This window comes from Pseudomonas sp. NPDC087358, from assembly GCF_044900785.1.
In the GTDB taxonomy this organism is placed as follows: Bacteria; Pseudomonadota; Gammaproteobacteria; order Pseudomonadales; family Pseudomonadaceae; genus Aquipseudomonas.
This window is the reverse complement of the sequence record NZ_JBJDOA010000005.1, coordinates 508,467-534,778: the sequence shown is the minus strand read 5'-3', so window position 1 is coordinate 534,778 and position 26,312 is coordinate 508,467. Positions and strand designations below refer to the sequence as shown.

Annotated in this window: 27 protein-coding genes; 10 read left to right on the top strand and 17 right to left on the bottom strand. The window is 62.2% G+C overall.

All coding sequences use genetic code 11. The features are described 5' to 3' along the window. The coding region (locus ACI2KS_RS15355; protein WP_404621646.1) for an IS3 family transposase at positions 1 to 86 on the top strand (86 nt) is incomplete at its 5' end. A 79-nt stretch (positions 87 to 165) separates the two neighbouring features. On the opposite strand, the gene ACI2KS_RS15350 is transcribed toward ACI2KS_RS15355, so the two are convergent. The 3 genes from ACI2KS_RS15350 to ACI2KS_RS15340 all read right to left on the bottom strand — a co-directional run bounded on the left by ACI2KS_RS15350 (position 166) and on the right by ACI2KS_RS15340 (position 3,347). Next, positions 166 to 873: a FadR/GntR family transcriptional regulator gene (locus ACI2KS_RS15350; protein WP_404621597.1), complete on the bottom strand. Its 708-nt coding sequence runs from the start codon at positions 871 to 873 to the stop codon at positions 166 to 168. A 206-nt stretch (positions 874 to 1,079) separates the two neighbouring features. Further along, on the bottom strand, positions 1,080 to 2,204 hold the full coding sequence (locus ACI2KS_RS15345; RefSeq protein ID WP_404621595.1) for a mannitol dehydrogenase family protein: 1,125 nt from the start codon (positions 2,202 to 2,204) through the stop codon (positions 1,080 to 1,082). A 132-nt stretch (positions 2,205 to 2,336) separates the two neighbouring features. Beyond that, positions 2,337 to 3,347 carry a zinc-binding alcohol dehydrogenase family protein gene (locus tag ACI2KS_RS15340; RefSeq protein ID WP_404621593.1) on the bottom strand — a complete coding sequence of 337 codons (1,011 nt, stop codon included), beginning with the start codon at positions 3,345 to 3,347 and terminating at the stop codon, positions 2,337 to 2,339. 282 nt (positions 3,348 to 3,629) lie between these two features. Here ACI2KS_RS15340 and ACI2KS_RS15335 point away from each other — a divergent pair, with 282 nt between their 5' ends. Then, positions 3,630 to 4,031, top strand: coding sequence for a hypothetical protein (locus ACI2KS_RS15335; protein ID WP_404621591.1), 402 nt, complete (start codon positions 3,630 to 3,632; stop codon positions 4,029 to 4,031). A gap of 1,046 nt (positions 4,032 to 5,077) precedes the next feature. On the opposite strand, the gene ACI2KS_RS15330 is transcribed toward ACI2KS_RS15335, so the two are convergent. From ACI2KS_RS15330 to ACI2KS_RS15305, 6 genes are all read right to left on the bottom strand, one after another. Continuing rightward, complete coding sequence (locus ACI2KS_RS15330) at positions 5,078 to 5,929, bottom strand: urea carboxylase-associated family protein (protein ID WP_404621590.1); 852 nt, start codon at positions 5,927 to 5,929, stop codon at positions 5,078 to 5,080. Positions 5,930 to 5,943: 14 nt separating this feature from the next. Then, positions 5,944 to 6,609: a GntR family transcriptional regulator gene (locus tag ACI2KS_RS15325; RefSeq protein ID WP_404621589.1), complete on the bottom strand. Its 666-nt coding sequence runs from the start codon at positions 6,607 to 6,609 to the stop codon at positions 5,944 to 5,946. A gap of 174 nt (positions 6,610 to 6,783) precedes the next feature. Next, on the bottom strand, positions 6,784 to 7,650 hold the full coding sequence (locus tag ACI2KS_RS15320; protein ID WP_404621587.1) for a sugar phosphate isomerase/epimerase family protein: 867 nt from the start codon (positions 7,648 to 7,650) through the stop codon (positions 6,784 to 6,786). Beyond that, complete coding sequence (locus ACI2KS_RS15315) at positions 7,643 to 8,917, bottom strand: NAD(P)/FAD-dependent oxidoreductase (protein ID WP_404621585.1); 1,275 nt, start codon at positions 8,915 to 8,917, stop codon at positions 7,643 to 7,645. Before ACI2KS_RS15315 ends, ACI2KS_RS15320 begins: the two co-directional genes overlap by 8 nt. After that, positions 8,917 to 9,246 carry a MocE family 2Fe-2S type ferredoxin gene (locus tag ACI2KS_RS15310; protein WP_404621583.1) on the bottom strand — a complete coding sequence of 110 codons (330 nt, stop codon included), beginning with the start codon at positions 9,244 to 9,246 and terminating at the stop codon, positions 8,917 to 8,919. Before ACI2KS_RS15310 ends, ACI2KS_RS15315 begins: the two co-directional genes overlap by 1 nt. Positions 9,247 to 9,283: 37 nt before the next feature. Then, positions 9,284 to 10,384 (bottom strand): fatty acid desaturase family protein, encoded by a 1,101-nt coding sequence (locus ACI2KS_RS15305; RefSeq protein WP_404621581.1) that lies wholly within the window; start codon positions 10,382 to 10,384, stop codon positions 9,284 to 9,286. A 169-nt stretch (positions 10,385 to 10,553) separates the two neighbouring features. Here ACI2KS_RS15305 and ACI2KS_RS15300 point away from each other — a divergent pair, with 169 nt between their 5' ends. Then, on the top strand, positions 10,554 to 11,597 hold the full coding sequence (locus tag ACI2KS_RS15300) for a LacI family DNA-binding transcriptional regulator (protein ID WP_404621579.1): 1,044 nt from the start codon (positions 10,554 to 10,556) through the stop codon (positions 11,595 to 11,597). A 61-nt stretch (positions 11,598 to 11,658) separates the two neighbouring features. Here ACI2KS_RS15300 and ACI2KS_RS15295 read toward each other — a convergent pair whose 3' ends face one another. Both ACI2KS_RS15295 and ACI2KS_RS15290 read right to left on the bottom strand, forming a co-directional pair. After that, positions 11,659 to 12,810: a phytanoyl-CoA dioxygenase family protein gene (locus ACI2KS_RS15295; RefSeq protein ID WP_404621578.1), complete on the bottom strand. Its 1,152-nt coding sequence runs from the start codon at positions 12,808 to 12,810 to the stop codon at positions 11,659 to 11,661. Further along, positions 12,807 to 13,664 carry an SDR family oxidoreductase gene (locus tag ACI2KS_RS15290; protein ID WP_404621576.1) on the bottom strand — a complete coding sequence of 286 codons (858 nt, stop codon included), beginning with the start codon at positions 13,662 to 13,664 and terminating at the stop codon, positions 12,807 to 12,809. The genes ACI2KS_RS15295 and ACI2KS_RS15290 overlap by 4 nt, the downstream gene beginning before the upstream one ends. A gap of 165 nt (positions 13,665 to 13,829) precedes the next feature. Between ACI2KS_RS15290 and ACI2KS_RS15285 the strand changes: the two genes are divergently transcribed. The 5 genes from ACI2KS_RS15285 to ACI2KS_RS15265 all read left to right on the top strand — a co-directional run bounded on the left by ACI2KS_RS15285 (position 13,830) and on the right by ACI2KS_RS15265 (position 19,023). Then, positions 13,830 to 14,855, top strand: coding sequence for a LacI family DNA-binding transcriptional regulator (locus tag ACI2KS_RS15285; RefSeq protein WP_404621574.1), 1,026 nt, complete (start codon positions 13,830 to 13,832; stop codon positions 14,853 to 14,855). A 69-nt stretch (positions 14,856 to 14,924) separates the two neighbouring features. Then, positions 14,925 to 15,923 (top strand): inositol 2-dehydrogenase, encoded by a 999-nt coding sequence (gene iolG / locus ACI2KS_RS15280; RefSeq protein ID WP_404621573.1) that lies wholly within the window; start codon positions 14,925 to 14,927, stop codon positions 15,921 to 15,923. A 344-nt stretch (positions 15,924 to 16,267) separates the two neighbouring features. After that, the gene (locus ACI2KS_RS15275) at positions 16,268 to 16,453 is read left to right on the top strand and encodes a hypothetical protein (protein WP_404621572.1); all 186 of its coding nucleotides are present in this window, start codon (positions 16,268 to 16,270) and stop codon (positions 16,451 to 16,453) included. 93 nt (positions 16,454 to 16,546) lie between these two features. Further along, positions 16,547 to 17,983 carry a catalase gene (locus ACI2KS_RS15270; protein ID WP_404621571.1) on the top strand — a complete coding sequence of 479 codons (1,437 nt, stop codon included), beginning with the start codon at positions 16,547 to 16,549 and terminating at the stop codon, positions 17,981 to 17,983. Positions 17,984 to 18,072: 89 nt separating this feature from the next. Beyond that, complete coding sequence (locus tag ACI2KS_RS15265; RefSeq protein WP_404621570.1) at positions 18,073 to 19,023, top strand: VTT domain-containing protein; 951 nt, start codon at positions 18,073 to 18,075, stop codon at positions 19,021 to 19,023. Between the two features lie 12 nt (positions 19,024 to 19,035). On the opposite strand, the gene ACI2KS_RS15260 is transcribed toward ACI2KS_RS15265, so the two are convergent. Continuing rightward, the gene (locus ACI2KS_RS15260; RefSeq protein WP_404621569.1) at positions 19,036 to 20,028 is read right to left on the bottom strand and encodes a zinc-dependent alcohol dehydrogenase family protein; all 993 of its coding nucleotides are present in this window, start codon (positions 20,026 to 20,028) and stop codon (positions 19,036 to 19,038) included. A 124-nt stretch (positions 20,029 to 20,152) separates the two neighbouring features. Here ACI2KS_RS15260 and ACI2KS_RS15255 point away from each other — a divergent pair, with 124 nt between their 5' ends. Then, the gene (locus ACI2KS_RS15255) at positions 20,153 to 21,061 is read left to right on the top strand and encodes a LysR family transcriptional regulator (RefSeq protein ID WP_404621567.1); all 909 of its coding nucleotides are present in this window, start codon (positions 20,153 to 20,155) and stop codon (positions 21,059 to 21,061) included. Continuing rightward, positions 21,058 to 21,585, top strand: coding sequence for a hypothetical protein (locus tag ACI2KS_RS15250; RefSeq protein ID WP_404621565.1), 528 nt, complete (start codon positions 21,058 to 21,060; stop codon positions 21,583 to 21,585). The genes ACI2KS_RS15255 and ACI2KS_RS15250 overlap by 4 nt, the downstream gene beginning before the upstream one ends. Before the next feature lie 254 nt (positions 21,586 to 21,839). Here the strand turns inward: ACI2KS_RS15250 and ACI2KS_RS15245 are convergent, their stop codons facing one another. From ACI2KS_RS15245 to ACI2KS_RS15225, 5 genes are read right to left on the bottom strand one after another with little or no spacing between them, the layout of a single operon-like run. Beyond that, entirely contained in the window at positions 21,840 to 22,580 is a 741-nt protein-coding gene (locus ACI2KS_RS15245; RefSeq protein ID WP_404621563.1) for an amino acid ABC transporter ATP-binding protein, read from the bottom strand. Then, positions 22,577 to 24,079, bottom strand: coding sequence for an argininosuccinate lyase (argH, locus tag ACI2KS_RS15240; RefSeq protein ID WP_404621561.1), 1,503 nt, complete (start codon positions 24,077 to 24,079; stop codon positions 22,577 to 22,579). Before argH ends, ACI2KS_RS15245 begins: the two co-directional genes overlap by 4 nt. Before the next feature lie 11 nt (positions 24,080 to 24,090). Continuing rightward, positions 24,091 to 24,768: an amino acid ABC transporter permease gene (locus ACI2KS_RS15235; protein ID WP_404621559.1), complete on the bottom strand. Its 678-nt coding sequence runs from the start codon at positions 24,766 to 24,768 to the stop codon at positions 24,091 to 24,093. A gap of 7 nt (positions 24,769 to 24,775) precedes the next feature. Next, positions 24,776 to 25,438, bottom strand: coding sequence for an amino acid ABC transporter permease (locus tag ACI2KS_RS15230; RefSeq protein ID WP_404621557.1), 663 nt, complete (start codon positions 25,436 to 25,438; stop codon positions 24,776 to 24,778). A 12-nt stretch (positions 25,439 to 25,450) separates the two neighbouring features. After that, positions 25,451 to 26,296: a transporter substrate-binding domain-containing protein gene (locus ACI2KS_RS15225; protein ID WP_404621555.1), complete on the bottom strand. Its 846-nt coding sequence runs from the start codon at positions 26,294 to 26,296 to the stop codon at positions 25,451 to 25,453. Positions 26,297 to 26,312 lie beyond the last annotated feature (16 nt).

The following is a 26,312-nucleotide window of genomic DNA, read 5'->3' as shown; positions in this document are numbered from 1 at the left end:
ACTACAATCATGACCGAATCAAGGCGAAGCTCGGTGGGCTGAGTCCTGTGGATTACAGGGCTCAGTCTCGCGGCGTTTGGCAATAGACCGTCCAACTTTTTGGGGTCAGTTCAGCCGCTGGGCAGAACCACCAGCAGCGCGTACGAAACACCGCTGTTGCGCGCCCTATCCCTGCTCGGCATCCATCCCGCCCAGCCAGCGGGACTCTGACCTGCGCAAATGCTCACGCATGGCGGTCTGCGCGCCGATCAGATCGCGGGCCTGAACCGCTTGCAGAATGGCTTCGTGCTCGGCCACGGCGATGGCCCAGGTTTCGCGGGTTTCCGAATGTTCGCTGACATGCGCGGTGAGCGGGCTGTAGCGCTCCTCGAACAGCGAAGTGATGATCCGTACCAGCGTCGAATTGCCGCTCATCTTCGCCAGCCGCTGATGGAACTTGCGGTCATCAATCAGCGCCGGTACACCCTTGAGCGCGCCTTCACGCATTTTGTCGATGCACGCCTGCAGGTAGCGATAATCGGCCTTGGTGCCGTGCAGACAGGCGAGCAGGATGCTCTCGCCTTCGATCAACGCCCGCGCCTGCATCAGCTCGGAGGGGCTTTCACCCAGGGTGCGGGTCTTGCCCTTGACGCCCAGCAGGTGCTCGCAGACGTAGATCCCCGAACCCATGCGGATCTCGACGCTGCCTTCGATCTCCAGGGCAATCAACGCTTCACGCAATGAGGGTCGCGACACGCCGAGCAGTTGCGCCAGATCGCGTTCAGGCGGCAAGCGCGAGCCTGGCTTGATGCCATTCTTGCGAATGTGCTCACGCAGGCGGTCAGCGGTAATTTGATAAAGGCGGCGTTCGGCGGGAGGGTTGGGTGCGGTCATCAATCACGTTCCGTCAGTCTGCGCCGGAGCATATCACAGGCGTTCCGGGGGGCTGGCGAATGCGGTGGGTCAGACGAATCAATGTCGACCGACACTCTGCATTCGCTGCCGTCGTGACCTGCGACGTGCCCTACAGGTTTTGCTGTGACTGGAACCGACCTCTGGCCGAAGGCCGTGGGAGCCGGCTTGCTGGCTCCCACTACAGATCAGCGGTGCAGTGCGGCGTTCAGTTTCGGCTGCTCCAGCCCTGCCTCGGCCATCTGCAGCACCGGCAAAAACCGCCTGCGTTTCTTCTGCTCATGGTGCTGCGCGATGTCGGCAATGCGGTGCTCAAGGAACGGGTTGAGGAAACGCTCACGCACGCTGGCCAGATAATCCCGTGCCTGCGCCCCTTGTCCCTTGGCGGCGAACACCGGCAGCACCTCCTGCTCCCACAGATCCTCCAGGCTCTGGCGCAACAGCGGGTCGTTCATCGCCTGGTACACCGTTTCAGCGCCAGGGCGTTGATCGACCAGCCAGCGCTCGGCCAGCCAGCTGTGCCCCAGATTGAGCATGAACAGCTTGAACTGCTCGTACTGCTCAAGCTCGTCCGTGACAACCATGCACGGATGGGTGCACGGCAGCAGCAGGCCGTGCTGGCGCTCGATGGCCCAGATCGCATAAGGCTCGGCCACCGCGCCCACCGGTTCGATGGGTTGAGAAACGATGCGATCAACCAGGGAATTGGCCCAGCGACAGGTCTCGCGCAGGTAGCTGGCGAATGCAGTCTGCAGTTGCCAATCCTGCGCAAGCGCAATGATCAGATCGCGCAACACATCACCATTGCGCGACACCAGTTCACAGGGGAACAGCGACAGGGGCGCGTAGGGATTCGCCTGCCAACGATCATGCAGCAAGACCAACAACTTGGCGGGAAAGCCGACCGGCGCTGGCGCATCCGACGCCAGCGATGCCGGGGTATCCGCAGCGTCCGGCAGATAGCCCTTGTCGCCGGTATTGGAGATCACCACCTGCACCTCACGAGTCATTGCCTGGCGGATCCGCTGCCAGTCCCGGTCAGCGTGCAGAGCGGTCTGGATCGACGAAGACCAGTGTTGCTGGTCGATTACCTGGCCGTCCTGCATGCCCTGAATCCGCACCGGATACCCTGCCCCGCTGGCCAGCGCCTGGACCCGCCGGGCGCTGTCGGGGTTGTCAGTGGTTTGCACGACGGTCACCTTGCCCAGCGCCTGGCCTTTGTCCAGCGCCTGGGAGATGAACAGATCGGCGTGAGCCTGGAGGAAACGACTGGTGCCAAACTGCAGAATGGGGGTGAAGCTGGGATCACTCATACGGCGCTTTCCTCATTGAAACAGTGTCGGGCTCGGGCGAGCTTCCTGTAGCAGTCCGGCTTGCCGGCGGCAGCGATCGCACAAGCACCGGACGGCAAGCCGGACTGGCACAAAGACCTCACCCAATGCAGGTCAGCACTCGACAATCGCCTTGACCACGCCCTGAGTCGGGTCCAGCAACGTCTGAAAGCGCTCGGGCACCTCACTTAACGTCATGCGATGGGTATTGAGCGCCGCATCGGGAATCAGGCCGTCACGCAGGCATTGTTCGACATAACGAAAATCCTCGACCGTGGCGTTGCGACTGCCCATCAGGGTCGCTTCGCGCTTGTGGAATTCGGGGTCGGAGAAGCTAATGGTGTCGCGCACGATGGACACCAGCACGTACTTGCCGCCGTGGGCGATGAACTCGAACCCGCGCTCCATGGCCCTGGCATTGCCGGTGGCATCGAACACCACGTCAAAGAACTCGCCGTGCGTCAGCTGCTCCAGTTGCTGTTTGTCGGTGTCACCGATCAATACCGCCGAGTCCAGCTCAAGGTGCTCCTTGCAGAACGCCAGGCGGTCCTGGCGGGTGTCGAGCACCGTGACCTTCGCGCCGCGCAGTCGGGAAAAGATCGCCACCGCCATGCCGATCGGCCCGGTGCCTACCACCAACGCGCGCTGGCCCTTTTGAATGTCGCAACGGCGTACCGCATGGGCGCCGATGGAGAGGAATTCGATCATCGCGGCCTGATCCAGCGTCACGCCGTTGGCCTTGAGCACGAAGGCGTGGGGCAGGCTCAGGTACTCGGTGAAGGCGCCATCGCGATGCACGCCCAGCACCTGGATGCGCACGCAGCAGTTGGTCTTGCCCTGACGACAGGCGATGCAATCGCCGCAGGACAGATACGGCATCACGAATACCACATCGCCGGGCTCAAGCCCGCTGCCCGCTTCGCTCTGCTCGACGATGCCGGAGAATTCGTGGCCCATTACCCGGGGGTATTCGAGAAACGGCTGCTGGCCGTTGAAGATGTGCAGATCGGTACCACAGACCCCGACGCGCTTGATCCTGACCAGGGTTTCACCGGCGGCGCGTTCAGGCTTCTGACGATCCTGAGCCAACAGAGAACCGGGTTTTTCGCAGACGACTGTGAGCATGTTTTATCTCCAGACCAGGTACGCCGACGCGCCAGGATGGCAAACGCCATGAGGTCGTCGGGTAGTGATCTTTTGTTGTTGTGATCCTGGGCCTACCCGAGCGCGCCTGCAAAAGAATGCGCGCTCGGCATCAATGGAAAAAAACTACACAGCGATGGCGATATTGGCAAGACCAATTAAATTTAATTGATATTGGCCTGACCAGACCCAGCACCGGGAAAATCCTTCCGCTCGCCGACCGGTGCTGTAAAACCGCTACCACCACCGCTATGATCGGTGCCTATGACGCCCACACTGCCGATTCGCTCACCCTGCCCGCCCGGCGCCTGTATCTGCGACCGCGACCGCCTGCTGGAAACCCCCGGTATAGACCTGCGCATCCTCTGCCTGACCCGCCCGGAAGAGAAACGTCTGCTGCAGCGTCTGGAAAGCATCACCAGCCTGAGTGATCTTGAGCACGTGCAAAAACGCATGTACGAACAGCTCGGCATTCGCCTGCAGATCGCTCCGGGCTTCAACGAAGTGCGCAGCATGCGCGGGATGCTCATCGAGATCGCCGAACTGCCCGGCATGTGCCGCAAGACCCGCTCGGCGATCCCGGCAGCGATCCGTCGAGGCCTGGAAAAACGCCCGGAAATCGCCTGGAGCCTGCTCAACGCCCATGACCTGCTGCGCGATGCGTGAACCTGCCTGGCCAGCGAAATCGCGATACAAGACAAACCTGTAGCAGTCCGGCTTGTTGGCGGCAGCGCCATCAAGATCCCATCGCCGGCAAGCCCCGCCCTGGTCCTACAGTGGTTCGGCGGTCGGTCGGGGTATCTGCGTATGTCCGGCGCAGGAAGATCAGCTTCTGGCCGAAGGCCGTGGGAGATTCTATGGTTTCAAACAAGCTCCTCAAGCAGCTTTGGACTATTGCGCCGCCTGCTTCTGATTCTGGCCGCAGGCCGTGGGAGCTTGGCTTGCCAGCGATCTGCCGGGCACCGGCAGTAGAGTCAGACGGCGCGGCGGGCCAGGTGCATCGCGTCAACAGGCTTTGCTGGCGCTTCGCGCCAGATCGTCGGCAAGCCAACTCCCACGCCCTCCGGGCAGAAGCGAGTGAACATCTAACGGCCGCGCGCAGAAGCAATCGACCCCTGTTGCGCCGCCTGCTTCTGATTCTGGCCGCAGGCCGTGGGAGCTTGGCTTGCCAGCGATCTACCGGGCACCGGCAGTAGAGTCAGACGGCGCGGCGGGTCAGGTGCACCGCGTCCACAGGCTTTGCTGACGCCTCGCGCCAGATCGTCGGCAAGCCAACTCCCACGCCCTTCGGGCAGAAGCGGGTGAACATCTGACGTCCGGTGGTTGGGAGCGCTCGACCTCTTTCGTCCTGCGGGCAGAAGCGATAGACCCCCTTGCGCCGCCTGCTTCTGATTCTGCCCGCAGGCCGTGGGCGCTTGGCTTGCCAGCGATCTGCCGGGCACCGGCAGTAGAGTCAGACGGCGCGGCGGATCAGGTGCATCGCGTCAACAGGCTTTGCTGGCGCTTCGCGCCAGATCGTCGGCAAGCCAACTCCCACGCCCTCCGGGCAGAAGCGGGTGGACATCTGACGTCCGGTGGTTGGGAGCGCTCGACCTCTTTCGTCCTGCGGGCAGAAGCGATAGACCCCCTTGCGCCGCCTGCTTTTGATTCTGGCCGCAGGCCGTGGGAGCCGGCGATGCCCCAGAACCTACAGGGGGCGTTGCTTGTGTCTGCTATTTTTCCCAGTCGGCCTTGGCGATCTTCAGGCCATGCAGCCCGTTGTACTCGGCGCGCTTGGGGGATGCCCAGCCGAGCAGCAGCGCAGGGTCGATATCGTAGATCTCCACACCCAGTGGCCGGCACACGCTCAGCGGATCCTGCGCCTCTGGCCCCCACATCGGCAGTGACAGGTCGCCACCCGGACAGGTCGACAAGGCACACAGCAAATCGATTTCGGCAAAGAATTCCAGATAGTCGCCCTTCTGCGCCGGGCAGGCTTTCATGAAGTACATGTCGTCATGGTTCAGCCCCGTGCACTGAAAGATGTTCAACACATCGTGCACGTCGAACTCGGTCAGGCCGTGAGGCAATACGGCACGGGTCAGGTTGGAGTGGCAGTGATGGTGAAAGTCCTCGCCGGTCAGCATCCTGTTGACGTAGGGGTCGCAGCGGGTGCCGAGCAGGTCATGCAGGCGCCCGCCGTGTTCGTCGATCCCGTAACTGGCCAGACTGTCATCGGTGATGGTGACCATCGGCCGCAGGAACGGCAGGTTCGACCACAGCCGGTCATGGGTGGTGACATGCGCGCCTTGCAGCTGACGGGTGCGCGCCGCCCACATACGTTCGCGCGGATCATCGGCGTTCCACACGTTGAAGTCACCGACCTGCGGGCCAACAGGGGTGGTGACCCGAAACACCTGGCCGGCTTTGACTTTCCATGCGCGTGCGGTGCGAATCGGGACTTCGAATTGCTCCACCAGCGTGCGGCTGTCCTGTGCCTGGCGAATACGGTCGTAGAACGCTGCATCAACCTGCAACGCCGCGCCTTTGCTGACCTGATAGGCGGCTGGGTAGTCTTTGTACATGGCAATCTCCTGGTTCAATGTCTGGCAGCGCTGGCGAGCAATTCCAGCGCCTGTCGTTCGGAATCGTTGAGGTAGCTGTCCATGGCCTCGCCCGCTTGCTGGCAGTGGCCTTCGAGCAACAGATGGTGGATATGCCGATCCCGTTCAAGCCAGGACGCCTGATAGCGGGCTTCATCGGGGGCGGCGGAGAACACCAGACGCATCTGCGCCACGATGTTGGTGAAAAACGCGTCGAACGAAGGGCTGTGCAACAGGCCCACCACGTGCTGATGGAAGCGCAGGCTGTGCGTGCCGAACGCCCGCCAGTCCTCACGCTCGCAGGCAAGTTCGGCAGCCTCGATGGCGTCGGCCATGCCACTCGACTGCTGATTGGCCAAGGGCTTGCCAGCCAGTATGGCGCGGGATTCGAGGGTACGCCGGACCATGAACAGATCCCGCACATCGGCCACCGTCAGCCGGCGAACGATTACGCCTTTGTGCCGAATGTAGGTGGTCAGGCCTTCACGCCCGAGCAGGTGCAACGCTTCGCGCACGGTGTTACGCGAGGCGTTGTAGCCGCGCACCAGGTCGCTTTCGACCAGCGGCATGCCGGACAGCAGCTTGCCGCCAATGATGTCGTCGCGTAACTCATGGGCGACCTGGTCGGCCAGGGACAGGCCGTTTTCTTTGGCGATGGACACGTGAGCGGCTTCCTGAAAAATAACGGATTGTTCAACAACCCGGTTTCATTCAGGACAGCATAGGGCGTGCCAACCCAGACGGTGCCTACCGTGTAGGAGTGAGCTTGCTCGCGATAGCGGTGTGTCAGTCAATGCGATGCCGACTGACACGAACCTATCGCGAAAAACCCACGCCTACAGGTGCTGCGTGCATTCCTGCCACAGGTTTCGAACCAGCGTCTTCATCATCAACGCCTCCTCCCAGCGGTCGGTGATATCCCGGCCAGAGCGGTCGGTGATCGCGTAGGGCGGTGGCCCCAGTTCGCAGGTGAACGACAGGCTGCCCCCCGCTGCGCAACGCCGCAGCCAGTCCTCGATGCCCAAGCGCCACCAGCCGCTGAACAGCTCAAGCCAGGGCCTGTGCTGAGCAAAGCTGATCGGCAACTGCACTTGCTCGCAGCTGGCCACGCGCCCATGAAACCCCCAGCTGCTGCGCAGGATGGTTTCGATCTGCTGCTGATCGTCCGCCCCAGGTGGCAATGGAATTTCGCGACCGACCACATAGTGCGACAAGTCGGCCAGCAGCTTCAGGTCAGGCAGCTCACGGAGCAGGTCCAGGGTAAAGTGCAGGTCGTTGGTGACACGATAGCGATGGGTTTCCACCAACACCGGAAAATCCACCTGCTCGGCCAGTCGCTGCCAACCCTCGATCAGGCGCACGGCTTCTTTCAATGTTCGCGGCCGACTGTCTGCCTGAATAGTCAGGTGATGGCATCCGTACTGGCTGGCGACGTCCAGCACCGGCTGCAACTCATCCACGGTTTTCGGAAACAGCTGCCCTTCTATTTGCAAGCCCAGGCTTTGCGCCGCACGGGACAGGTGGCGTGCTGAATCAGCGTCGTAGTAATGATCGGTGATGCCGTCGAAACCGGCCTCGGCAATGGTCGTCAGTAGCTGCTCCAAAGGTCCGGGCAGATCGCCGCGGTCATTTTGCATGGCCCACATGGATTGAAAGACCAGAAACTCCGGCTTCAGGGCCGGCGCTGCAGGCTGATCAGACATGCGCACCTCGCAACAAGCCCTTGAGCGAGACGCCCGCGTCGGCTAATGGCGCCAGCGGCAACTCGACCTGGCTTTCGATCAGCCGCTCACACAGTTTGATGTCTTTGGCGATGCTGTTGCCGGCGCCCCAGCCACTGGCACCGAGCAACCGCGAATGCTGATCCAGGTAAAACAGCACAAAGCCCGCATCGGCGTACTCGCGCTGGATAACCCGAGCCCCCGGCGCGAGCGTGCCGACGGTCTGTAAGCCAAACTCATAGTGATCGGACCAGAAACCCGGCACGCCGGTGAACAGCTGCCGCTGCCCGAGCATGTTCAGTGCCGCCAATCGGCCTTGCGCTTCGGCGTTGCGCCAGGTCTCCTGACGATGAAACCCGCCGTCTGCACGGGCAAATTCGCAGACATCCCCCGCCGCATAGACGTCCGGCGCGCTGGTCTGCAGAAACCCATCGACCTGGATGCCGCTGCCCGTGGCCAAGCCTGCGTGCAGCGCCAGATCAAGATTGGGCTGCATGCCGATGCCGACCAGCAGCACATCACACCCCAGCCGTTGGCCGCTAACCAGTTGCACCGACTCAAGCCGGTCACTGCCGTGGAACGCTGCGATCTGCGCACCGAGCTCAATGACCACGCCCTTGCGTCGGTGCAGGGTCAACAGCGCTTCGGACACCCGCTCAGGCAGTGCCCGCGCGGCCAGGCGTGCTCCCGCCTCAAGCACCGTGACTTCACACCCCAGATCCCGCGCACTGGAGGCCACTTCCAGGCCAATGAAGCCCCCGCCAATGACCAGCAGCCGGCTCCCGGGCGTCAGCCGTTGTTGAAGTCCGACGGCCTCGTCGAAGGTGCGCAGGTATTGCACATTGCTGAACACCCGCCCCCCCAGATCCAGGCTCCTGGACTGGCCGCCGGTTGCCAGCAGCAGCTTGCTGTAGCTCAACGCCACACCATCATTCAGCGTCAGGCGATGCTGAGCCGGATCAATACCCGTCACCCGCACGCCACTGATGTGCTCGATGCCCGAGGCAATGAAACTCGCTTCGCTGAACAGGCTGCAGGCCGCAAGCGACGACTCGCCCTTGAGCAGCGCCTTGGAAAGCGGCGGTCGCTCATATGGCAGGTGCGACTCATCGCCAATCAGCAGGATGCGCCCGGCAAACCCGGCCTCGCGCAGGGTCAGTGCAGCGCGTCCACCGGCATGTCCGGCACCGACGATCACCATGGTCTGCTCGTGACCCGCGTCGCTGTGCAGAACCTCGCCCTGACTCATCACTGGTCCTGCCCTTGAGTGTCAAGCAACACCATCCCGGCCTCGACCTTCACCGGGTAAGTTTTCAGATTGACGCATGCCGGGGCGTTCAGCGCCTTGCCGTTGCGATAGTCGAAACGCCCGTTGTGCTTGGGGCATTCGATGACGAAGTCCATGACCAGTCCGTCGGCCAGATGAATCTTTTCGTGGGTGCACAGCCCATCGGTGGCGAAGTACTGGCTGTTGTGCGAGCGGTAGACAGCGTAGGTTTTCTGCTGGTGATCGAAGCGGATGACATCCTCTTCGTCGATATCGTCGACGTGACAAACCTCTACCCATTGATTGCTCATGGCAGTGCTCTCATTTTTATTGTCGGGTGGGGACGTTTCAGCTGAACGCCGATTGCTGCTGCTCGGTGGGCGCTTGCGATTGCGGCGCGGCTTCCCGGATCGGACGCTTGATGTAGAAAGAGGGATCCTTCCGTTGTTTGAGCAACGTCGGAATGATTTCCCGATAAGCCTGGACAATGCTGTCGTAGGGTGGCGGGCAATCGTCTTTTATTTCTTCATGAAGTTGGGCCAGGGCGTGATACGGCACCATCGGAAACATGTGATGTTCCAGGTGATAGTTCATGTCCGAATAGAAGAAGCGAAACAGCGGATTCATGTAAATGGTGCGGCAGTTTTTTCGATGATCGAGTTCATCTTCGGCCAGCCCCACATGTTGCGTAAGGCCGAACACGTAACTCAACCAGCCGCCATACATCGTCGGCAGCAACACATACATCAGTGGCAGCCAGGAGTTGAGGTACAGCGCCGCGCAGATCACCAGCAGGTAAAGGGTCAGCCAGATGCGCGCCATGCGGTAGACCTTGGGCCACTCGGCCTGCGGGACGAAGGTTTTTTCTTCATCGCTCATCTGCCCGGACGCATGCTGAAACATTGATCTGAAGGCGTTGTACACATGCGGCAGCGAGAAGAACTTGAGCAACATCAGGTTCAGGCGAGGTGGACGCGGCTCGACGATCTCAGGGTCGCGGCCGACGATGATGGTGTCGGTGTGGTGGCGAGCGTGGCTCCAGCGCCAGACCTGCGGCTCGTACATGACCATGAAACAGGCCAGCTGGTAGACCACGTCGTTCATCCAGCGGGTCTTGAAGGCCGTGCCGTGGCCGGTTTCGTGCCAGCGCGAGTTGGCCGCGGTGCCGTACAGCAGGCCATACACCAGAAAGAACGGCACGCAGGCCGCGCTGCCCCAGAACAGATAACCGCCCACACCGCTGAGCAGCAGCGCGCCGAGCCACAATGCGGTGTCACGGATGGCCCGAGCGTCGCTACGCTGCATCAGCTCTTTCATGCGCTTGCGCGGGACCGCGCATTGATACCAGACCGCCGACACCAGACCGGCCTCCTCGGCCAGTCGGGCCTGCTCGCCGGTCAGGCTGTAATCTCTTCCACGCTCAGCGTTAAACGGTATCTGGTGGGACATTGTTATTGTTCTCCGGATATTCAAAACCGCGTTGGTTATTCCTGCGCTGATGAAAAATATAGAGAGCAGCCCGACCTGCAACAAGCGCTTGAAAGTATTCTCTCTCAAGCTATCATCCAGCCCAGATAGCGCTTGATAGTTTTCTATCAAGCTATTTTTCGGGACTGCAATGAATAATAAAAAACGACCGACCATTGCCACCGTTGCGCACTACGCCAACTTGAGTGTCGCCACCGTCGACCGGGTGCTCAATGCCCGCGCGCCGGTCAACCCGCAAACCGCCGACAAGGTCCATGAAGCCGCCGAAGCGGTGGGTTACTTCGCCGCGCGATTGATCTCGCAACGGATCAACGAAAGGAAGCCGGCCTACCATTTCGGCTTTCTGTTGCTGGGCACCTCTCAGACGTTCTACAAGACCTTGAGCGATGCCATCGTCGAGCAGGCGCATGATGCGCGGACAGCCAATATTGTCTGCCACGTCGAACTGATCCATGACCGCTCGCCGCAGTCCATAGCCCGGCAGATCCGGCAACTGGCCGAGCGCTGCGACTGCCTGGCGCTGGTCAGCTTCGAGCATCCGCTGATCATCGAGGCCATCGAGCAGGTGCGCGAGCAAGGGGTGCACGTGGTATCGCTGCTGACCGAATTGTCCACCCGGCAACCTGGGGCTTATGTGGGTACCGACAATCATGAAGTGGGGCGCACGGCGGGTTGGCTGATCGCCCACGGTTCAGCGTCTACGGGGGGCACAGTGGCGGTGCTGCTCGGTGGGCACCGGTTTCTCGGCCACGAGCAACGGGAGGCCGGGGTGCGCAGCTTCTTTGAAGAAAAAGCCCCGCAGTTTCGCGTGTTGCCGCCGATCATCACCCTGGACAACGGCGCCATCACCGAGGAAGCGACCCTGGACTTGCTGGCCAGGCATCCCGACCTGCGCGGCATTTACGTGGCAGGCGGTGGGGTCGAAGGCGTCATCACCGCCCTGGCCGCCACACCGCAACGTCAGCCCCTGTGCGTGATCTTGCAGGAACCCACAGTGGAATCGCGCCAGGCCATGCGCAAGGGATTGGTGACCTTGGTGATCGACTCGCAGCCACAGCTGATCGCCAAGGCATTGATCGACGTGATGGTGCAACTGCCCAAGGCGCAGACGATCGATCCCCAGCGGCACCGGGTAATGGTGCCGCTACAGATCGTGACCCCCGAAAATATTTGATCGAAGTCAACGACCCGTGTGTGTGTGTGCGGGTGGGAACGTCGTTGGCCGACGCCCACATTCAAGCCATGCGTTTAACGCGCCTGGCCTCCACCGCGTCGGCGAACCTCTGCACCTCCCAGCCCTCATGCAGCGCCTGCTCCATCAGCTGCTGCCCGGTCAGCGGGGCCATGCCGTGCAACGGTGGATCGGTGTCGAGATTGGTCGGGAATGAATAGCCGTCCGCACTCATGGCAATCACCGCCTGCATCCCCTCCTCGTCCAACTCGCCCTGCTGCATGCGTGTGAGCATCAGCGGATACAGTGCCAGCATCATCCGCTCGCGGTTGACGGTCTCCATGGGCTTGCCGAACGCCGAGGAAATCTGCAGCAGGTTGGCCATGCGAAATTGGTCGACGGTGCGATTGGTGCCTGCGGCATGAAACAGTGCGGGGTTGAAGAACAGCAAATCGCCCTTGTTCAGCGGCAGTTGAATCGCATGGCTAGCGAAGTAGTCGATAAAACGCTGATCGCGCCAGGCCAGATACCCCAGCTCGTACTGCTGTGAAAACGGCAGCAGCAAGGTCGGTCCGGTCTCCAGCGGCATGTCGGTATGCGCCACGGCCCCTTGCAGGGTCAGGTTCTGCGACAGCCGATGCATCGGCAACGGGAAGCGCGCGGCCACCTCGTCACTCTGAAAACCCAGGTGATAGTCCCGATGCGGCTGCTGCGCCTGCCCGCCCGGCGTCACCACGTTGACCTGTGCCGTGGCCTGAAAGTACGGTCCCAGCCAGGCCTCGGCGATCAACCCGAGCAAGGAATTGGCGTAGTACTCGATGAACGAATCCGGCGAGTGTTCGGCAGCCTTCTGCAGCGAATTCCAGATCCGCTGGTTGGCACCCGCCTTGGCGAAGTGGTCGGCGCGCACGATGCGCGCCGCCTCATCGGCAATGATCTGCCGCAACACCTCGCTGTGCCGATCAACCACAGCCAGATCCGGGTACGCGTCGCGTACCACCATGACCCCAGGGCCATCGCGGAACAGGCTGTGCAACTCGCTCATCAGCGTCCTGCGATCGTGCTGCATGGCGTTGCGCAAGGTGTCGGCGCGATAGATCAACACCCGGCTGCCCACCTCCTGCGCATGAGGGTATTGCGCGACATCCACCGATTGCTCGCACAGCGCGGCGAATAGCTGGAGGTTGATGTCGCCAGCGCTGGCAAACAGCTTCACAACCCGGCTCCGTTCACCCCCTCCAGACTCAACGGGGCATCCGGACGCGGTGTCGACCCGTCGCCGCAGCCCATGATGCCCTGCTCCATGTCGATCACCGCACCGGTGGTCATGCCCGACTGATCGGACAGCAGATACGCCACGCTGTTGGCAACCTCCTGCGGCTTGAGCAGACGACCGAACGGCGACTGGGCCTCGGCGCGTGCCAACCAGCCATCGTCGGCACCGTGGTACTGGCGCTGGATCTGGTCTTCGTGAGGGGTGTCCATCCAGCCGATGTTCAGGCCGTTGACCCGGATGCGGTTGCGCAAGGTGCTGAACGCCACGTTCTTGGTCAGTACGGCCAAAGCGCCCTTGGACGCTGCGTACGCCGAGAGAAACGACTGACCGCCATGCCCGGAGACGCTGAGAATACTCACGATCGAGCCTTCGACCTGATTGGCGATCATCAGCTTGATGGTTTCCTGCATGAGGAAAAAAGGTGCCTTGACGTTGACCGCGAAGATACGGTCGAACAGCTCCGGCGAGGTGTCGATGATGCTGCCGCGATCGGACATCCCGGCGCAGTTCACCAGCCCGTGAAGCGTGCCGAAATGCTCCTTGGCCGCGGCCACTACGCGCCGGCAGTCGTCGACGTTCTCCAGGTCGGCTTCGACGAAGAATGCCTGGCAGTCCAGTTCGGCGAGCTGGCGAACCTGTTGCTCGCCCTTGTCACGACTGCGACCGCAGATGATCAGACCCGCGGCGCCACGTTGCGCCAGGGTATGGGCCACCGCAGCACCAAGGCCCTGGGTGCTGCCGGTGACGACGAAGTAGCGACCGCTGAACGAGGTGGAAAGATCCATTGCTGACATGCCTGTCTCCCGCTGTTGTTGTTTTTGGATAAAGACCATTCGCCATCACAATAGAATTTAAATTCCATCTGTACAACGAATGGAACAGAGACTAGCATTGCCTCCACCTCACAGAGGCCCGAATCGACCTCAACAAGACCTCAGGCAGAGGCTCAGGAGATTCCGATGCTCGACCGCGCCAGACGCTTCTCCATCAAGCAGATTGCCGCCCAGGCAGGCGTCAGCAAAGCCACGGTCGACCGCGTGCTGCACGAACGGGGCAGCGTGCATTACCAGACCAACCGGCGCATCCAGCAAGCCCTGGAAGAGCTCGAGGCGCAGGAGAAATCCGGTCCTGCCGTGGGCCGCACCTTTCATATCGATATCATCCTGCACACCCCCAAACGCTTCAGCGATGCGGTGCAGGAGGCCATCCATGCGCAACTGGGCAGCCTGGCGCCCTTTCGCATCTTCCCGCGTTTTCATCTGCACCAGGAGATCGACACCCAGCAGATGCACGACCTGATTCTGCGTTGCGCAGGCAAAGGCAGCCAGGGCCTGATCATCAAGGCTGCCGATGAGCCGCAGATCAACGAGGCAGTGAACCAGGTCACCGCCGCTGGCGTCCCGGTGGTGACCCTGGTGTCCGATCTGCCGCAGAGCGATCGCATCGGCTACATCGGCATGGACAACCGCACCGCCGGGCAGACCGCCGCTTACCTGATGTCGCGCTGGCTCGACAGCGTGGCGCAGGACGTGGCGGTGGTCATCAGCAGCGAGCTGTTTCGCGGCGAAGAAGAACGCGAAATGGGCTTTCGCACCTGGTTGCGCAGCCGTGCCGCGCATCTGCGTGTGGTCGATATCAGCGGCGGTTTCGGCGTTCATGAGCCGACGTTCGAACGCGTGATGCGGGCGCTTGAGGACAACCCTTCGATCAAGGCCGTCTACAGCGTCGGCGGCGGCAACCGGGCTATCGTCGATGCCTTCGCCGCGCTGGATCGGCCGCTGGCGGTGTTCATCGGCCACGACCTGGATCAGGAAAACCGCCAACTGCTCGCCGAAGAGAAGATAGCCGCGATCATCGACCACAACCTGGAGGTCGACGCCCGCCATGCGTTCCTGCACATCCTGCAGTTTCATCGCCTGTGGAAGGTCGATCAGATCCCGGCATCGCCGGTGCAGATCGTCACGCCGTTCAACCTGGCGCATTGATCCGCAGCGCAACCGTTCGATCCGATTAAACCGATCTACCCGACAACAACAATCCAAGGAGATCCACCCATGCTACGCATCGCAGTCCTCGGCGCAGGCCGCATCGCCAACATCCACGCCGCCAACGTCGCGGCCAATCCCCAGGTGCAACTGGCGGTGATCGCCGACCCTTGGCGTGAAGGGGTCGACAAGCTCGCCGCCAGGCTGGGCTGCGCGGCCGCTTACGACTGCGCCGAGGCCATTGCCCGTGACGACGTCGATGCGATCGTCATCGGCACGCCCACCGACACCCACATCGATTTGATGCTGCGCGCGGTCAGACTGGGCAAGCCGGTGCTGTGCGAAAAACCCATCGACCTGGATTTTGCCAAAGCTGCCCAGGCCGTTGAAGACATCGAGCGCCTGAACGGCAAGGTGATGCTCGGCTTCAACCGTCGCTTCGACCCGGACACCCTGCAGATGCGCAAGGCCATCGCCGCGGGCGACATCGGCGAGGTGCGTCAGGTGGTGATCACCAGCCGCGACCCGGGCCTGGCACCGGTGGAATACCTCACCCATTCCGGCGGCATTTTCCGCGACATGACCATCCACGATTTCGACACCGCCCGCACCTTGCTGGGCGAGGAACCTGTGGAGGTCATGGCCATCGCCAGCCGTCTGGTCGAGCCGGCCCTGGCGCAAATCGACGACTACGACAGCGTGATGGTGCTGCTGCGCACCGCCTCCGGCAAACAATGCCACATCAACTGCTGCCGCGAGGCGGTCTACGGCTACGATCAGCGCCTGGAAGTATTCGGCTCCAAGGGCATGATCCTCAACGACAACCACCGCCCCAGCACCGTACGCAGCTACAGCGCGAGCCAGACGGAAGTGCGCGAGCCACTGATGAATTTCTTCCTGGAACGCTACGCCGATTCGTACCGCATTGAGTTGAACCAGTTCATCGATGCGGTCAACGCCGGCGAGCCATTGCCCACCAACGCGCGCGACGGGCTCAAGGCCCTGCACCTGGCCAACTGCGCGCTGGAGTCGATCAAGACCGGCCGTGCGGTGAAGGTCGAGGTCTGATCGCCCAGCTGATGTGTACCCGTCCGGCTTGCCGGTGGTGGCGTCCTTGATATCGCGACCGCCGGCAAGCCGGACTGCTACAACGTTATGTGTTCCTCAGTCATTACGCCTCGGCCAGAATCACAAGCAAATCCGCAAACACCCCGATTGCCCGGCTGACAACAAACAACCTGTAGCCGTCCGGCTTGCCGGCGGTAGCGGTTTTCAGGGCGCCACCGCCGCCAGGCCGGACTGCTACGGGTCATCATCGTGTCTGCAGCCGATTGTTGCCCGAGGATGTCTGTGCCGAGACTGATCCGACACCTTTTGTTCAATGAAACCCTATGCGCTAAATCAGTGTGGGCATGGTGTTGTTCCCAGGCGTTCAATTGCTGGACATCGCCGGCCCCAAGGACGCCTTCGCACAGGTCAAGGTGCCCGGCGGTGGCGAATGTGAATACGAGATGCTGACCGTCGGCACCACGCGCAGCCCGCTGCTGTCTTCAAGCGGCCTTCTTGAGCGTCTGCCAGGTGCGGGCGCAGCGCGATAAAAAAACCGCGTAACACAGCAAGAAGGCGCACGAGCGTCCAATACCGCTAAGGTCCATCCGGCAACAATCACCGTCCCAAACCGGAGCCTGATCATGAATAAACTCACCACAGTCGCGGGTGCCCCCGTCGTCGACAACCAGAACGCGCAATCGGCTGGACCCCGCGGCCCTTTGATGCTGCAAGACGTGTGGTTGCTGGAAAAACTCGCCCACTTCGACCGCGAAGTCATCCCGGAACGTCGCATGCACGCCAAAGGGTCAGGCGCTTTCGGCACCTTCACCGTGACCCATGACATCAGCCGCTACAGCAAGGCCCGGCTGTTTTCGCAAATCGGCAAGCAGACCGATATTTTCATTCGTTTCTCAACCGTCGCAGGTGAGCGCGGCGCGGCCGATGCCGAGCGTGATATTCGCGGTTTCGCCATCAAGTTCTACACCGAACAAGGCAACTGGGACCTGGTGGGCAACAACACACCCGTGTTCTTCCTGCGCGACCCGCTGAAGTTCCCGGACCTCAATCACGCGATCAAGCGCGACCCGCGCACCAACATGCGCAGCGCCGACAACAACTGGGATTTCTGGAGTTCGCTGCCTGAAGCGCTGCACCAGGTTACCGTGGTCATGAGCGATCGCGGCCTGCCCAGGTCCTATCGCCACATGCACGGGTTCGGCAGCCATACCTTCAGTTTCATCAGCCCGCAGAACGAGCGCTTCTGGGTCAAGTTCACCCTCAAGACCCAGCAGGGCATCGACAACCTCACCGACCAGCAGGCCGCCGACCTGGTAGCGGGCGATCGTGAGACCCATCAGCGCGACCTGTACGACAGCATCGAAAAAGGCGACTTCCCGCAGTGGAAGATGTTCGTGCAGATCATGCCGGAGCAGGACGCCAACACCTACAAGATCCATCCGTTCGACCTGACCAAGGTCTGGCCGCACGCCGACTATCCGCTGATCGAAGTCGGCACCCTGGAACTGAACCGCAACCCGGAAAACTATTTCCACGATGTCGAGCAGGCTGCGTTCAACCCGGCCAACGTGGTGCCCGGCATCAGCTTCTCGCCGGACAAGATGCTCCAGGGCCGCCTGTTCTCTTATGGCGATGCGCAACGCTACCGTCTGGGCGTCAACCATCACCAGATCCCGGTCAACGCACCGCAGTGCCCGGTCAACAGCTACCACCGCGACGGCCAGATGCGCGTCAACAGCAATGCCGGCGGCACCATCGGCTACGAGCCCAACAGCAAGGGCGCCTGGGTCGAGCAGCCGGACTTCTGCGAACCGCCGCTGGAGTTGCACGGCGCGGCGGCCAACTGGGACTTTCGCAAGGACGATGACGATTACTACTCGCAGCCTCGTGCGCTGTTTCAACTAATGACCCCGGCGCAACAGCAGGTGCTGTTCGACAACACCGCACGGGCCATCAGTGGCGCCTCGGCCCTGGTCAAGCAACGCCACATAGACAACTGCACCAAGGCCGACCCCGCCTATGGCGCAGGCGTCGCAATGGCGATCGAACTGCTCGGCTGATGCACATTCGGCATTGACACAAGGGGGTGTTCAGGCCACGGTACTGACACCCCTTTTTTGTTGCATGCTATCTGGCAGAGTGACTGCTCATGAACGAACTTCAGCAATTGAACGAAAGCCATGGCCTGTTGCTGGTGTTCGTCAACGTGCTGCTGGAGCAGATCGGTCTGCCGGTCCCGGCCTATCCGACCCTCATCGTCACCGGCGCGCTGGCCATGCAGAGCAAGCCACTGCTGGCTGCCGGGGTGCTGGTCGCCATGTTCGCCTGCCTGATTGCCGACGCCCTGTGGTACTGGGCCGGCAAGCGCTACGGCGGTGTGCTGCTCAAATCCATCTGCAGGATCTCGCTGTCCCAGGACACCTGCATTCGCCAGGGCCTGACCGTCTACGAGCGGGTCGGCCCGCGGGCGATGCTGCTGTCCAAATTCCTCCCCGGTGCCGGTGCGCTGGTGACCACGGTGGCCGGCATGAACGCCACGCCGATCGCCACCTTCATGCGTTATTCCCTGGCCGGTTCATTCATCTGGGCAGGCTCGGCGCTGTTGCTGGGGATGCTGTTCAGCGACGCCATCATTCCCTTGCTGGACTGGCTCAGCGGCTACGTGCCGGTGGCCATCGCAGGTGTGCTCGGCGCCCTGGCCCTGTTCGTCGGCTGGCGCTACTGGAAACGCCGCCGCCTGCTGGCGCGCACATCGTTGGTGCCACGCATTACGGTGCCGCAGTTGCTGGCCCTGCGCGATACCGACCATGCACCGGTGATCATCGATGTCCGGCCCAGGTTTCATACGGCTATCGTCCAGGGCATCCCCGGGGCGGTGTCGATCAGCCTCGAAGAGCCGTTGCAGCCCTGGGTCGAGCAATTGGCCGACGTCGACATGGTGTTCTACTGCGCCTGCCCCAATGAGCTATCGGCTGCCCTGCTTGCGGAAAAACTCCGCGCCCATGGCCTGACCCGGGGCAAGGCGCTGGTCGGAGGGCTGGATGCCTGGCGAGAAGCGCAGATCGAAGGCGACGCGCCCGCCCACACCGTCATCGTCTGACGCCCTGCTCGATCAAGCGATATCGATCACCACCTTGCCCCGATTACCCGCTGCACTGACCCGCTCGTAGGCCTGATTGACCTGCGCCAGGCTGAACCGCTGGTCGTCGAGCAGCACGCGCAACTGCCCGGCCTCCGCCATCCGGGTCGCCTCGGCCATGATCTGGCCGTGGTGCTTGCGGCCTTTGCCAGTCAGCAACGGCAACAGGGTGAAGACCCCGGAGTAGGTCGCAGCACGAAACGACAAAGGCGCCAGCTTGTGCTCACCCCAGCCCAGGCAACTGAGCACATGGCCGGTGTAGATACGCGCAACCGCAAAGGAGGCATCCAGCGTGCTGCCGCCCACGGTGTCGTAGACAATGTCGAACCCTTCGCCATCGGTGTGCTGCGTGACATAGTCCTCAGGTGTGCTGCTGCGATAATCGATGGCCGTGGCCCCCAGGCTTTCGATGGTCGCTCGGCTGTGGGCCGAGCCGGTGGCGAAGACCTCGGCGCCACGGGCCTTGGCGATCTGTACCGCGATATGCCCCACACCGCCGGCACCGCCATGGATCAGGACTTTCTGCGCGCCGCGCACGTTGGCTCGGTCCACCAGCCCTTCCCACGCCGTGATGAATATCAGCGGTAACGCTGCCGCTTCTCGCATGCTCAGGTTGGACGGTTTGCGGGCAAGCAAATCGACATCCACCACCACGTACTGCGCCAGCGCGCCTTGGTTGCCGCCGATCCCCCCGGCCATGCCGTAGACCTCATCGCCCACGGCAAAGGCATTTACCCCGTTACCGATCTGGTCCACCACCCCGGCCAGGTCCATACCCAGTACCGCAGGCAGCGGTTGCCGGGCATGCCCGCCCTTGCCTTCGCTGATCTTGATGTCCAGCGGGTTGACCGCACTGGCGACGACCCGCACCCGCACCTGATGGGCGCCAGGTTCCGGCAACGGCAGGGTTTGCAACTGGAGGGGCTGTTGCTGTTCTACGGCGACGGCGGCTTGCATGGTGCTCATGGCGATTTCCCGATTCAGCAGCCCGGGGCCGGGCGATGAGATGAGTGTGCTCGCCAGCGTCGATGCCGATAAGAGGGTAAATGCCTATAGTATTCATTCCTGGATACCGCCAAATGAGGCTGTGATGGACACTCTGGAAGCCATGGCGATGTTCGTGCGAGTGGTCGAACGCGGCAGTTTCTCCGCCGTTGCCCGTGAACTGGGCACCACTCAGCCCACCGTCAGCAAGCAGATCGGCGCGTTGGAGCAGCGCCTCGGCGGACGTCTGATCGCGCGCAGCACCCGGCAACTGTCGCTGACCGATGAAGGGCAGCGCTACTACCAACAGTGTCGGGACATTCTCGCCGCTGTCGATAACGCCGAACACAGTTTTCAGACCGGTCGCGAGGGGGTCGCTGGGCCGTTGCGTATCGCCTCCTCGGTCAGCTTCGGCCGACTGCAGATCGCCCCTCGTCTGCGCGAGTTTGTGCAGCGCTACCCGCAGGTGACCATTGACCTGCGCCTCAGCGACCAGAATGTCGATCTGGTCGGCGAAGGCATCGATGCTGCCATCCGCATTGGCGAGCTCAAGGACAGTACCCTGATCGCCCGCCAGATCGGCCTGACCCGACGCCTGACCGTGGCCTCGCCCGAGTACCTCAAGCGCCATCCGGCACCGCAGGAACCGGCGGATCTGGCCCGGCACAACTGCATCCTGTTCAACCTGCTTGCGCGTTTCGACACCTGGACGTTCGACGCCGGCCTGCATCAGGTGCAGGTGCAAGGTAACGTGCGCAGCAATAACAGCGAGGCGATCCGGCAGATGGTACTGAGCGGGCTCGGGATCTCGCTGTCGCCCTCCTGGCTTTACGGCGAGGACCTCGACGCCGGCCGGGTGGTGCAGGTGCTGACCGGCTACACGCCGTCTGCCTTGCCGATCCACGCGGTATCGCCGCCCAACCGCAGGCAGTCAGCGCGGGTTCGAGCGTTCGTGGATTTTCTTGCCCAGGCGTTCGCCGCGGACCAAGGCCTGGCCTGCGCAGATCCGTTTTGATTCTGGCCGCGGTGCGGGTGCGCGGCTTAGTGGCGAGTGTGGTGGTCACTCCATATCGTCGTCATAGGCCCGCCGCTTTCGCCAGCGAGCCGGCTCCTACAGTCGGCGTTTTTCAAGGCAGCTCTGTGGTCAGCCGGGAACTCGGGTGGTTCGCCGATCTGCTTTTGATTCTGGCCGAAGGCCGTAGGAGCAAGCTTGCTCGCGATCTGGCGCGAAGCGGCAGCAAATCCTGTGAATGCGGTGTGCCTGGAACAACCGGGGGGTCAGGATTGACTGCCGGTGCCCGGCAGATCGTCGGCAAGCCGGACTCCCACGCCCTCCGGGCAGAAGCAGGTACCGCGACTCCTGCGATCATGGTCATGCTCATGCTCATGCTCATGGTCATGGTCATGGTCATGACCGCAGGCGTTGGGGCGTGGCTTGCTGGCGAATGCGGTGGGTCACTCCATATCGTCGTCATAGGCCCGCCGCTTTCGCCAGCGAGCCGGCTCCTACAGTCGGCGTTTTTCAAGGCAGTTCTGTGATCAGCCGGGATTTCGGGGCGTTTGCCGATGCTTTTGATTCTGGCCGAAGGCCGTAGGAGCAAGCTTGCTCGCGATCTGGCGCGAAGCGGCAGCAAATTCTGTGAATGCGGTGTGCCTGGAACAACCGGGGGGTCAGGATCGACTGCCGGTGCCCGGCAGATCGTCGGCAAGCCGGACTCCCACGCCCTCCGGGCAGAAGCAGGTACCGCGACTCCCACAGCCAGCAGCCAGCCGGCGTGCCTTTCTCAAGCGGGCTAATGCAACACGCTCTGCAGGAACTGCCGAGTACGCGGCTGTTCGGGGGCTGAGAAGATTTGCGCAGGCGGCCCCATCTCGACAATTTTCCCGCCGTCGAAGAACACCACTCGGTCCGCCACTTCACGGGCAAAGCCCATCTCGTGGGTGACCACGATCATGGTCATGCCCTCGGCCGCCAGGCCTTTCATCACGTTCAGCACCTCACCGACGGTCTCCGGATCCAGCGCCGAGGTGGGCTCATCGAACAGCAGCAGACGCGGTTTCATGGCCAGTGCGCGGACAATCGCCACCCGTTGCTGCTGACCGCCCGACAGCTCACTGGGGTAACCGTCGGCCTTGTGTCGCAAGCCGACGCGATCGAGCAGCGTCAGCGCGTTGGCCTGAGCATCGGCCTTGCTCATACGCTTGAGCTTGACCGGCGCCAGGGTCATGTTGGCCATCACTGTCATGTGCGGGAACAGCGTGTAGTCCTGGAACACCATGCCGACGTCTTCACGCAGTCTGGCCAGGGCCTTGCGGTCCCCTGCCCTGATCGACTCACCGCCACCGACCACCACCGTACCGGCCGACGGCTCTTCCAGGCTGTTGAGGCAACGGATGAAGGTCGATTTGCCCGAACCACTGGGACCGATGATCACCACCACCTCACCCTGGCTGACGTCCAGGTCCACGCCCTTGACCACTTCGTGTTCGCCGAAACGCTTGTGCAGCCCGCGAACGGTCAGCATCGCGCTCATAATCCGGCCTGCGCGCGAGTGGCTGCCTGCAGTTTTTCCTGAGCGGCCAGGAAGCGATCACGTCGCGCCTGGTTGGCCAGGCGCTCGACCTGCAACCGCGCATTGGCACGCAGCAGGCTGGGGCGCAGCGAAGACAACGCAGGGCCGCCAGCCGAGTCGCGCGATTGCACGTTGGCGCTCGGGTCCAGGCATTCGCGCACTTTGTGCGCCGACAGGTTCAGCGCATGACCCAGTTGCTCCATGGCACAGACATCCACCATGTCGGTGTCGATCCGGTGCGCAGGCAAGCCGGCGTCCATCGCCATGCGCACCGCAGCGCCGACCACATGATGCGCCTCGCGAAACGACAGATCCGCCTCGCGCACAATCAGGTCGGCCAGCCCAGTGGCGGTGGAGAAGTCTTCACCGGCACGGCGCACGGCCAATTCGGCATTCGGGGTCGCGGTGCGCAGCACCAGTTCCAGCAGTTTGAGGCAACGCAGGCTTTCCTCGGCTGCTTCCCAGAAGCCACGGGTGCCTTCACGGTTGCCATCGCCGGTGTGGGAAAAATTGCTGCCTTTGACGGTGACGCTGGCCGCCATCAACAGGCCGACGATGTGCCCGGTGCGCCCCTTGAGGTACTCAAGCACCGTGGGGTTTTTCTTCTGCGGCATGATGCTCGAGGTCGCCGCTACGCTGTCCGGGAAGTCGATCAGGCTGAACTCGTGCGTGCTCCAGACAAAATAATCCTGCGCCACGCGGCTCCAGAACACCGACAACAGGCTCAGGTGCGACAGGCTTTCGAGGATGAAATCCCGCGAGCCCACGGCATCCAGCGCGTTGTCCAGGAAGCCGTCGAAACCCAGCAGTTCAGCGGTCCGCGCACGGTCGATATCGAACGGCGTGCCGGCAAAGGCTGCAGCCCCAAGCGGGCTCTGGTTCATCGACTCCAGGGTCTGGGTCAGGCGTTTGCAGTCACGCTCCAGCGCCTGTTCCACCGCCGACAGGTAGTAGCCGTAGGTGATCGGCTGTGCCGGCTGCAAGTGGGTGTACCCCGGCATCACCACCTCGGCGAACACTTCGGCGTTGTTCAGCGCGGTCTGTCGGGTCTGGATCAATTGATCGATCAACCCCATCAGCACTTCCCGGCAACGCAGGCGGTCGAGGGTGGCGAGAATGTCGTTACGGCTGCGGCCAGTGTGCAGACGGCCACCGATGTCGGTGCCGATCTGCTCGATCAGGTGCGCTTCATAGTTGAAGTAGGCGTCCTCGCGGGAAGGATCCAGGGTCACCACGTCGGGCCCGGCCGCTTCCATGTCCAGCACGCCTTTGGCCAGGGCCCTGGCGTGCTCGCCGCGGATCAGGCCCTGCTCGGCGAGCATCACGATGTGCGCCTTGTTGACGTTGCCAAGGTTGATGAAGCCATCGGCGAAACCTTCCAGGCGCGGCCGGTAGATAAACTCGTTGACCTCAGGGGCGGTGGTTTCTTTCAAGCGACGACTGACTTTGGATTCTTGCATGATCAAACCCCTTAACGAGTTGCGCGCATCGCCGGGCGACCCAGGCGACGTTCGAGATAACGGCTGAGCCAGCTCAGCAATGAACAGATGACGAAATACACCACCAGCACCAGGCCATAGACGCTGAACGCCGGGCTGACGCCGGTCATGACGGTGGAGCGCTCGACGATGATCTGCCCCACCTTGAGGAACTCGCCCACACCCACCAGCGCCCCTAGCGAGGTAGCCTGCACCAGCATGGTCAACAACCCCGTGTAGGCCGGAAGGATCGCCCGCATCGACTGCGGTGCGATCACGTACAGGTAGATCTGCCAAGGGCGCAGGCCCAGGGTCCAGGCGCTCTTCCACTGATGGCGAGCGACCGATTCCAGACCACCGCGTACGATCTCGATGCCATTGGCACTGCCCCACAAGGTCAGGCCGGTCACCACTGCCGCGAACGGGCTCAGATCCAGACCCAGCATCGGTGCGCCAAAGAAGATGAAGAACACGTTGACGATCAGCGGAATCGAACGGAACAGCTCGACATAGCCGTGAATCGCCCACCACAGCAGGCGATTTTTCAGGGTGGCGAGCACGCCGAACACCGCCGAGATGATCGTGGTGAACAGCAGGATCACCAGCGCCAGGCGCACGGTCATCCATAAGCCCTTGAGCACGAAACCCCAGTTTTCGACCAGAAAATTCATCGAGGCCTCACTGCCGGAAAGGACGTTGCAGGTGGGCCGACAAGCGTCCGGTCAACAGCGCCAGGATCGCCACCAGAAGCAGGTACATCACGCAGATCGCACTGAACATCTCAATCGCCCGGAAATCCGTGGCAATCCTGTCCACCGCGACGAAAGTCAGCTCGGCCAGGCCGATGGCTTGCAGGTACGAGGAGTTCTTCAGCAGCGAAATCGCCGTGTTGAGCACCGCCGGAAGGCTGGTGCGCACGGCAATCGGCAGCGCCACCAGGCAGAAGTAATGACTGGGCTTGAGGCTCAGCGCCATGCTCGCCTCGCGCATCCCGTGCTCCACCGTGGCCAGGCCGCCGCGCATGTTCTCCACCTGATAGGCTCCGGCCCACAACGACAGGCAGAACACCCCCGACCAGAACAGCGACAGCTCAAGGCCTATCGCCGGCAGGCCGTAGAAGATGAAGAACAGTTGCACCAGAATCGGCGTGTTGCGGATCAGCTCCACGTACCCCACCACCAACTGCGACAGCACCGGCACACGCATCACCCGCGCGGCGCCGCCGAGAACGCCGATCAGCAGCGAAAAAACGATGGCCAGCAGCGATACCCGCAGCGTCATCAACACACCGTCGAGCAGCGCCGGCCATTGCGCCCACAAGTAGTTGAAATCGAAATCCATGACGGCGCCCGATCAGAGTTTTTCAGCAGGTTTGGCCTGCTCGAAGACGCTCAGGTAGTAACTCTGGATGTTCTCGGGCACATACTGGCGCACCCATCCGCCAAACAGCTTCTCTTCGTGCATTTTCGCAACCGCCGCGCTGAGGTAATCGCGCCATTGCTCGTCGTTCTTGCGCACCCCGATGGCGGCGTCGGAAATCTGGAACGGCTCGTTGATCAGCCGCGCATCGCTGTCATTGGCGGCGACCACCACCAGCGTCGCGGCATCGTGGGTATAGGCATCGGCACGCCCCTGACGGAAGGTCTGCAGGGCATCGGCGGCGCTGTTCATGCGCAGCGTCTTGACCTCGGGCATGTGGTCTTCGAACCACTTGGCCTGCACCGAACCCTTCAATGTGGCCAGGGTCTTGCCGTTGAGGTCCTTGATCGATTTGATCGGGCTGTCTTTCTTCACCACCACGTCACTGGCCCCCCAGCGGTAAGGCGTGGTGAAGTCGATTACTCGCTGACGTTCAGGCGTCACCCCCAGGGTCGCGATGAGGAAGTCGACCTTGTGCCCCAGTAGTTGCGGCACTCGGTTTTCGGCGGTGACGCAGGTGAACGTCACCTTGTCTTTGGAGCCCAGTGCCCACAATGCGATCTGCTTTGACATCTCCACCTCAACCCCCGCGAACTCGCCACTGCCGTCCTGGAAACCGTACGGCGGCTGGTCGCAGCGCACCCCGGCACGCAGTTGCCCGGCGTCTTTTATTTCATCCGGCACGGCGGGTAGATCAGCGGCGTGGACTTGCGCCAGACTCGCCAGGGACACGCAAGAGATAGCCAGCGCACGGGAGAGAAAATTCAACGAAAACGACATGATGCCTCCTGGTTTA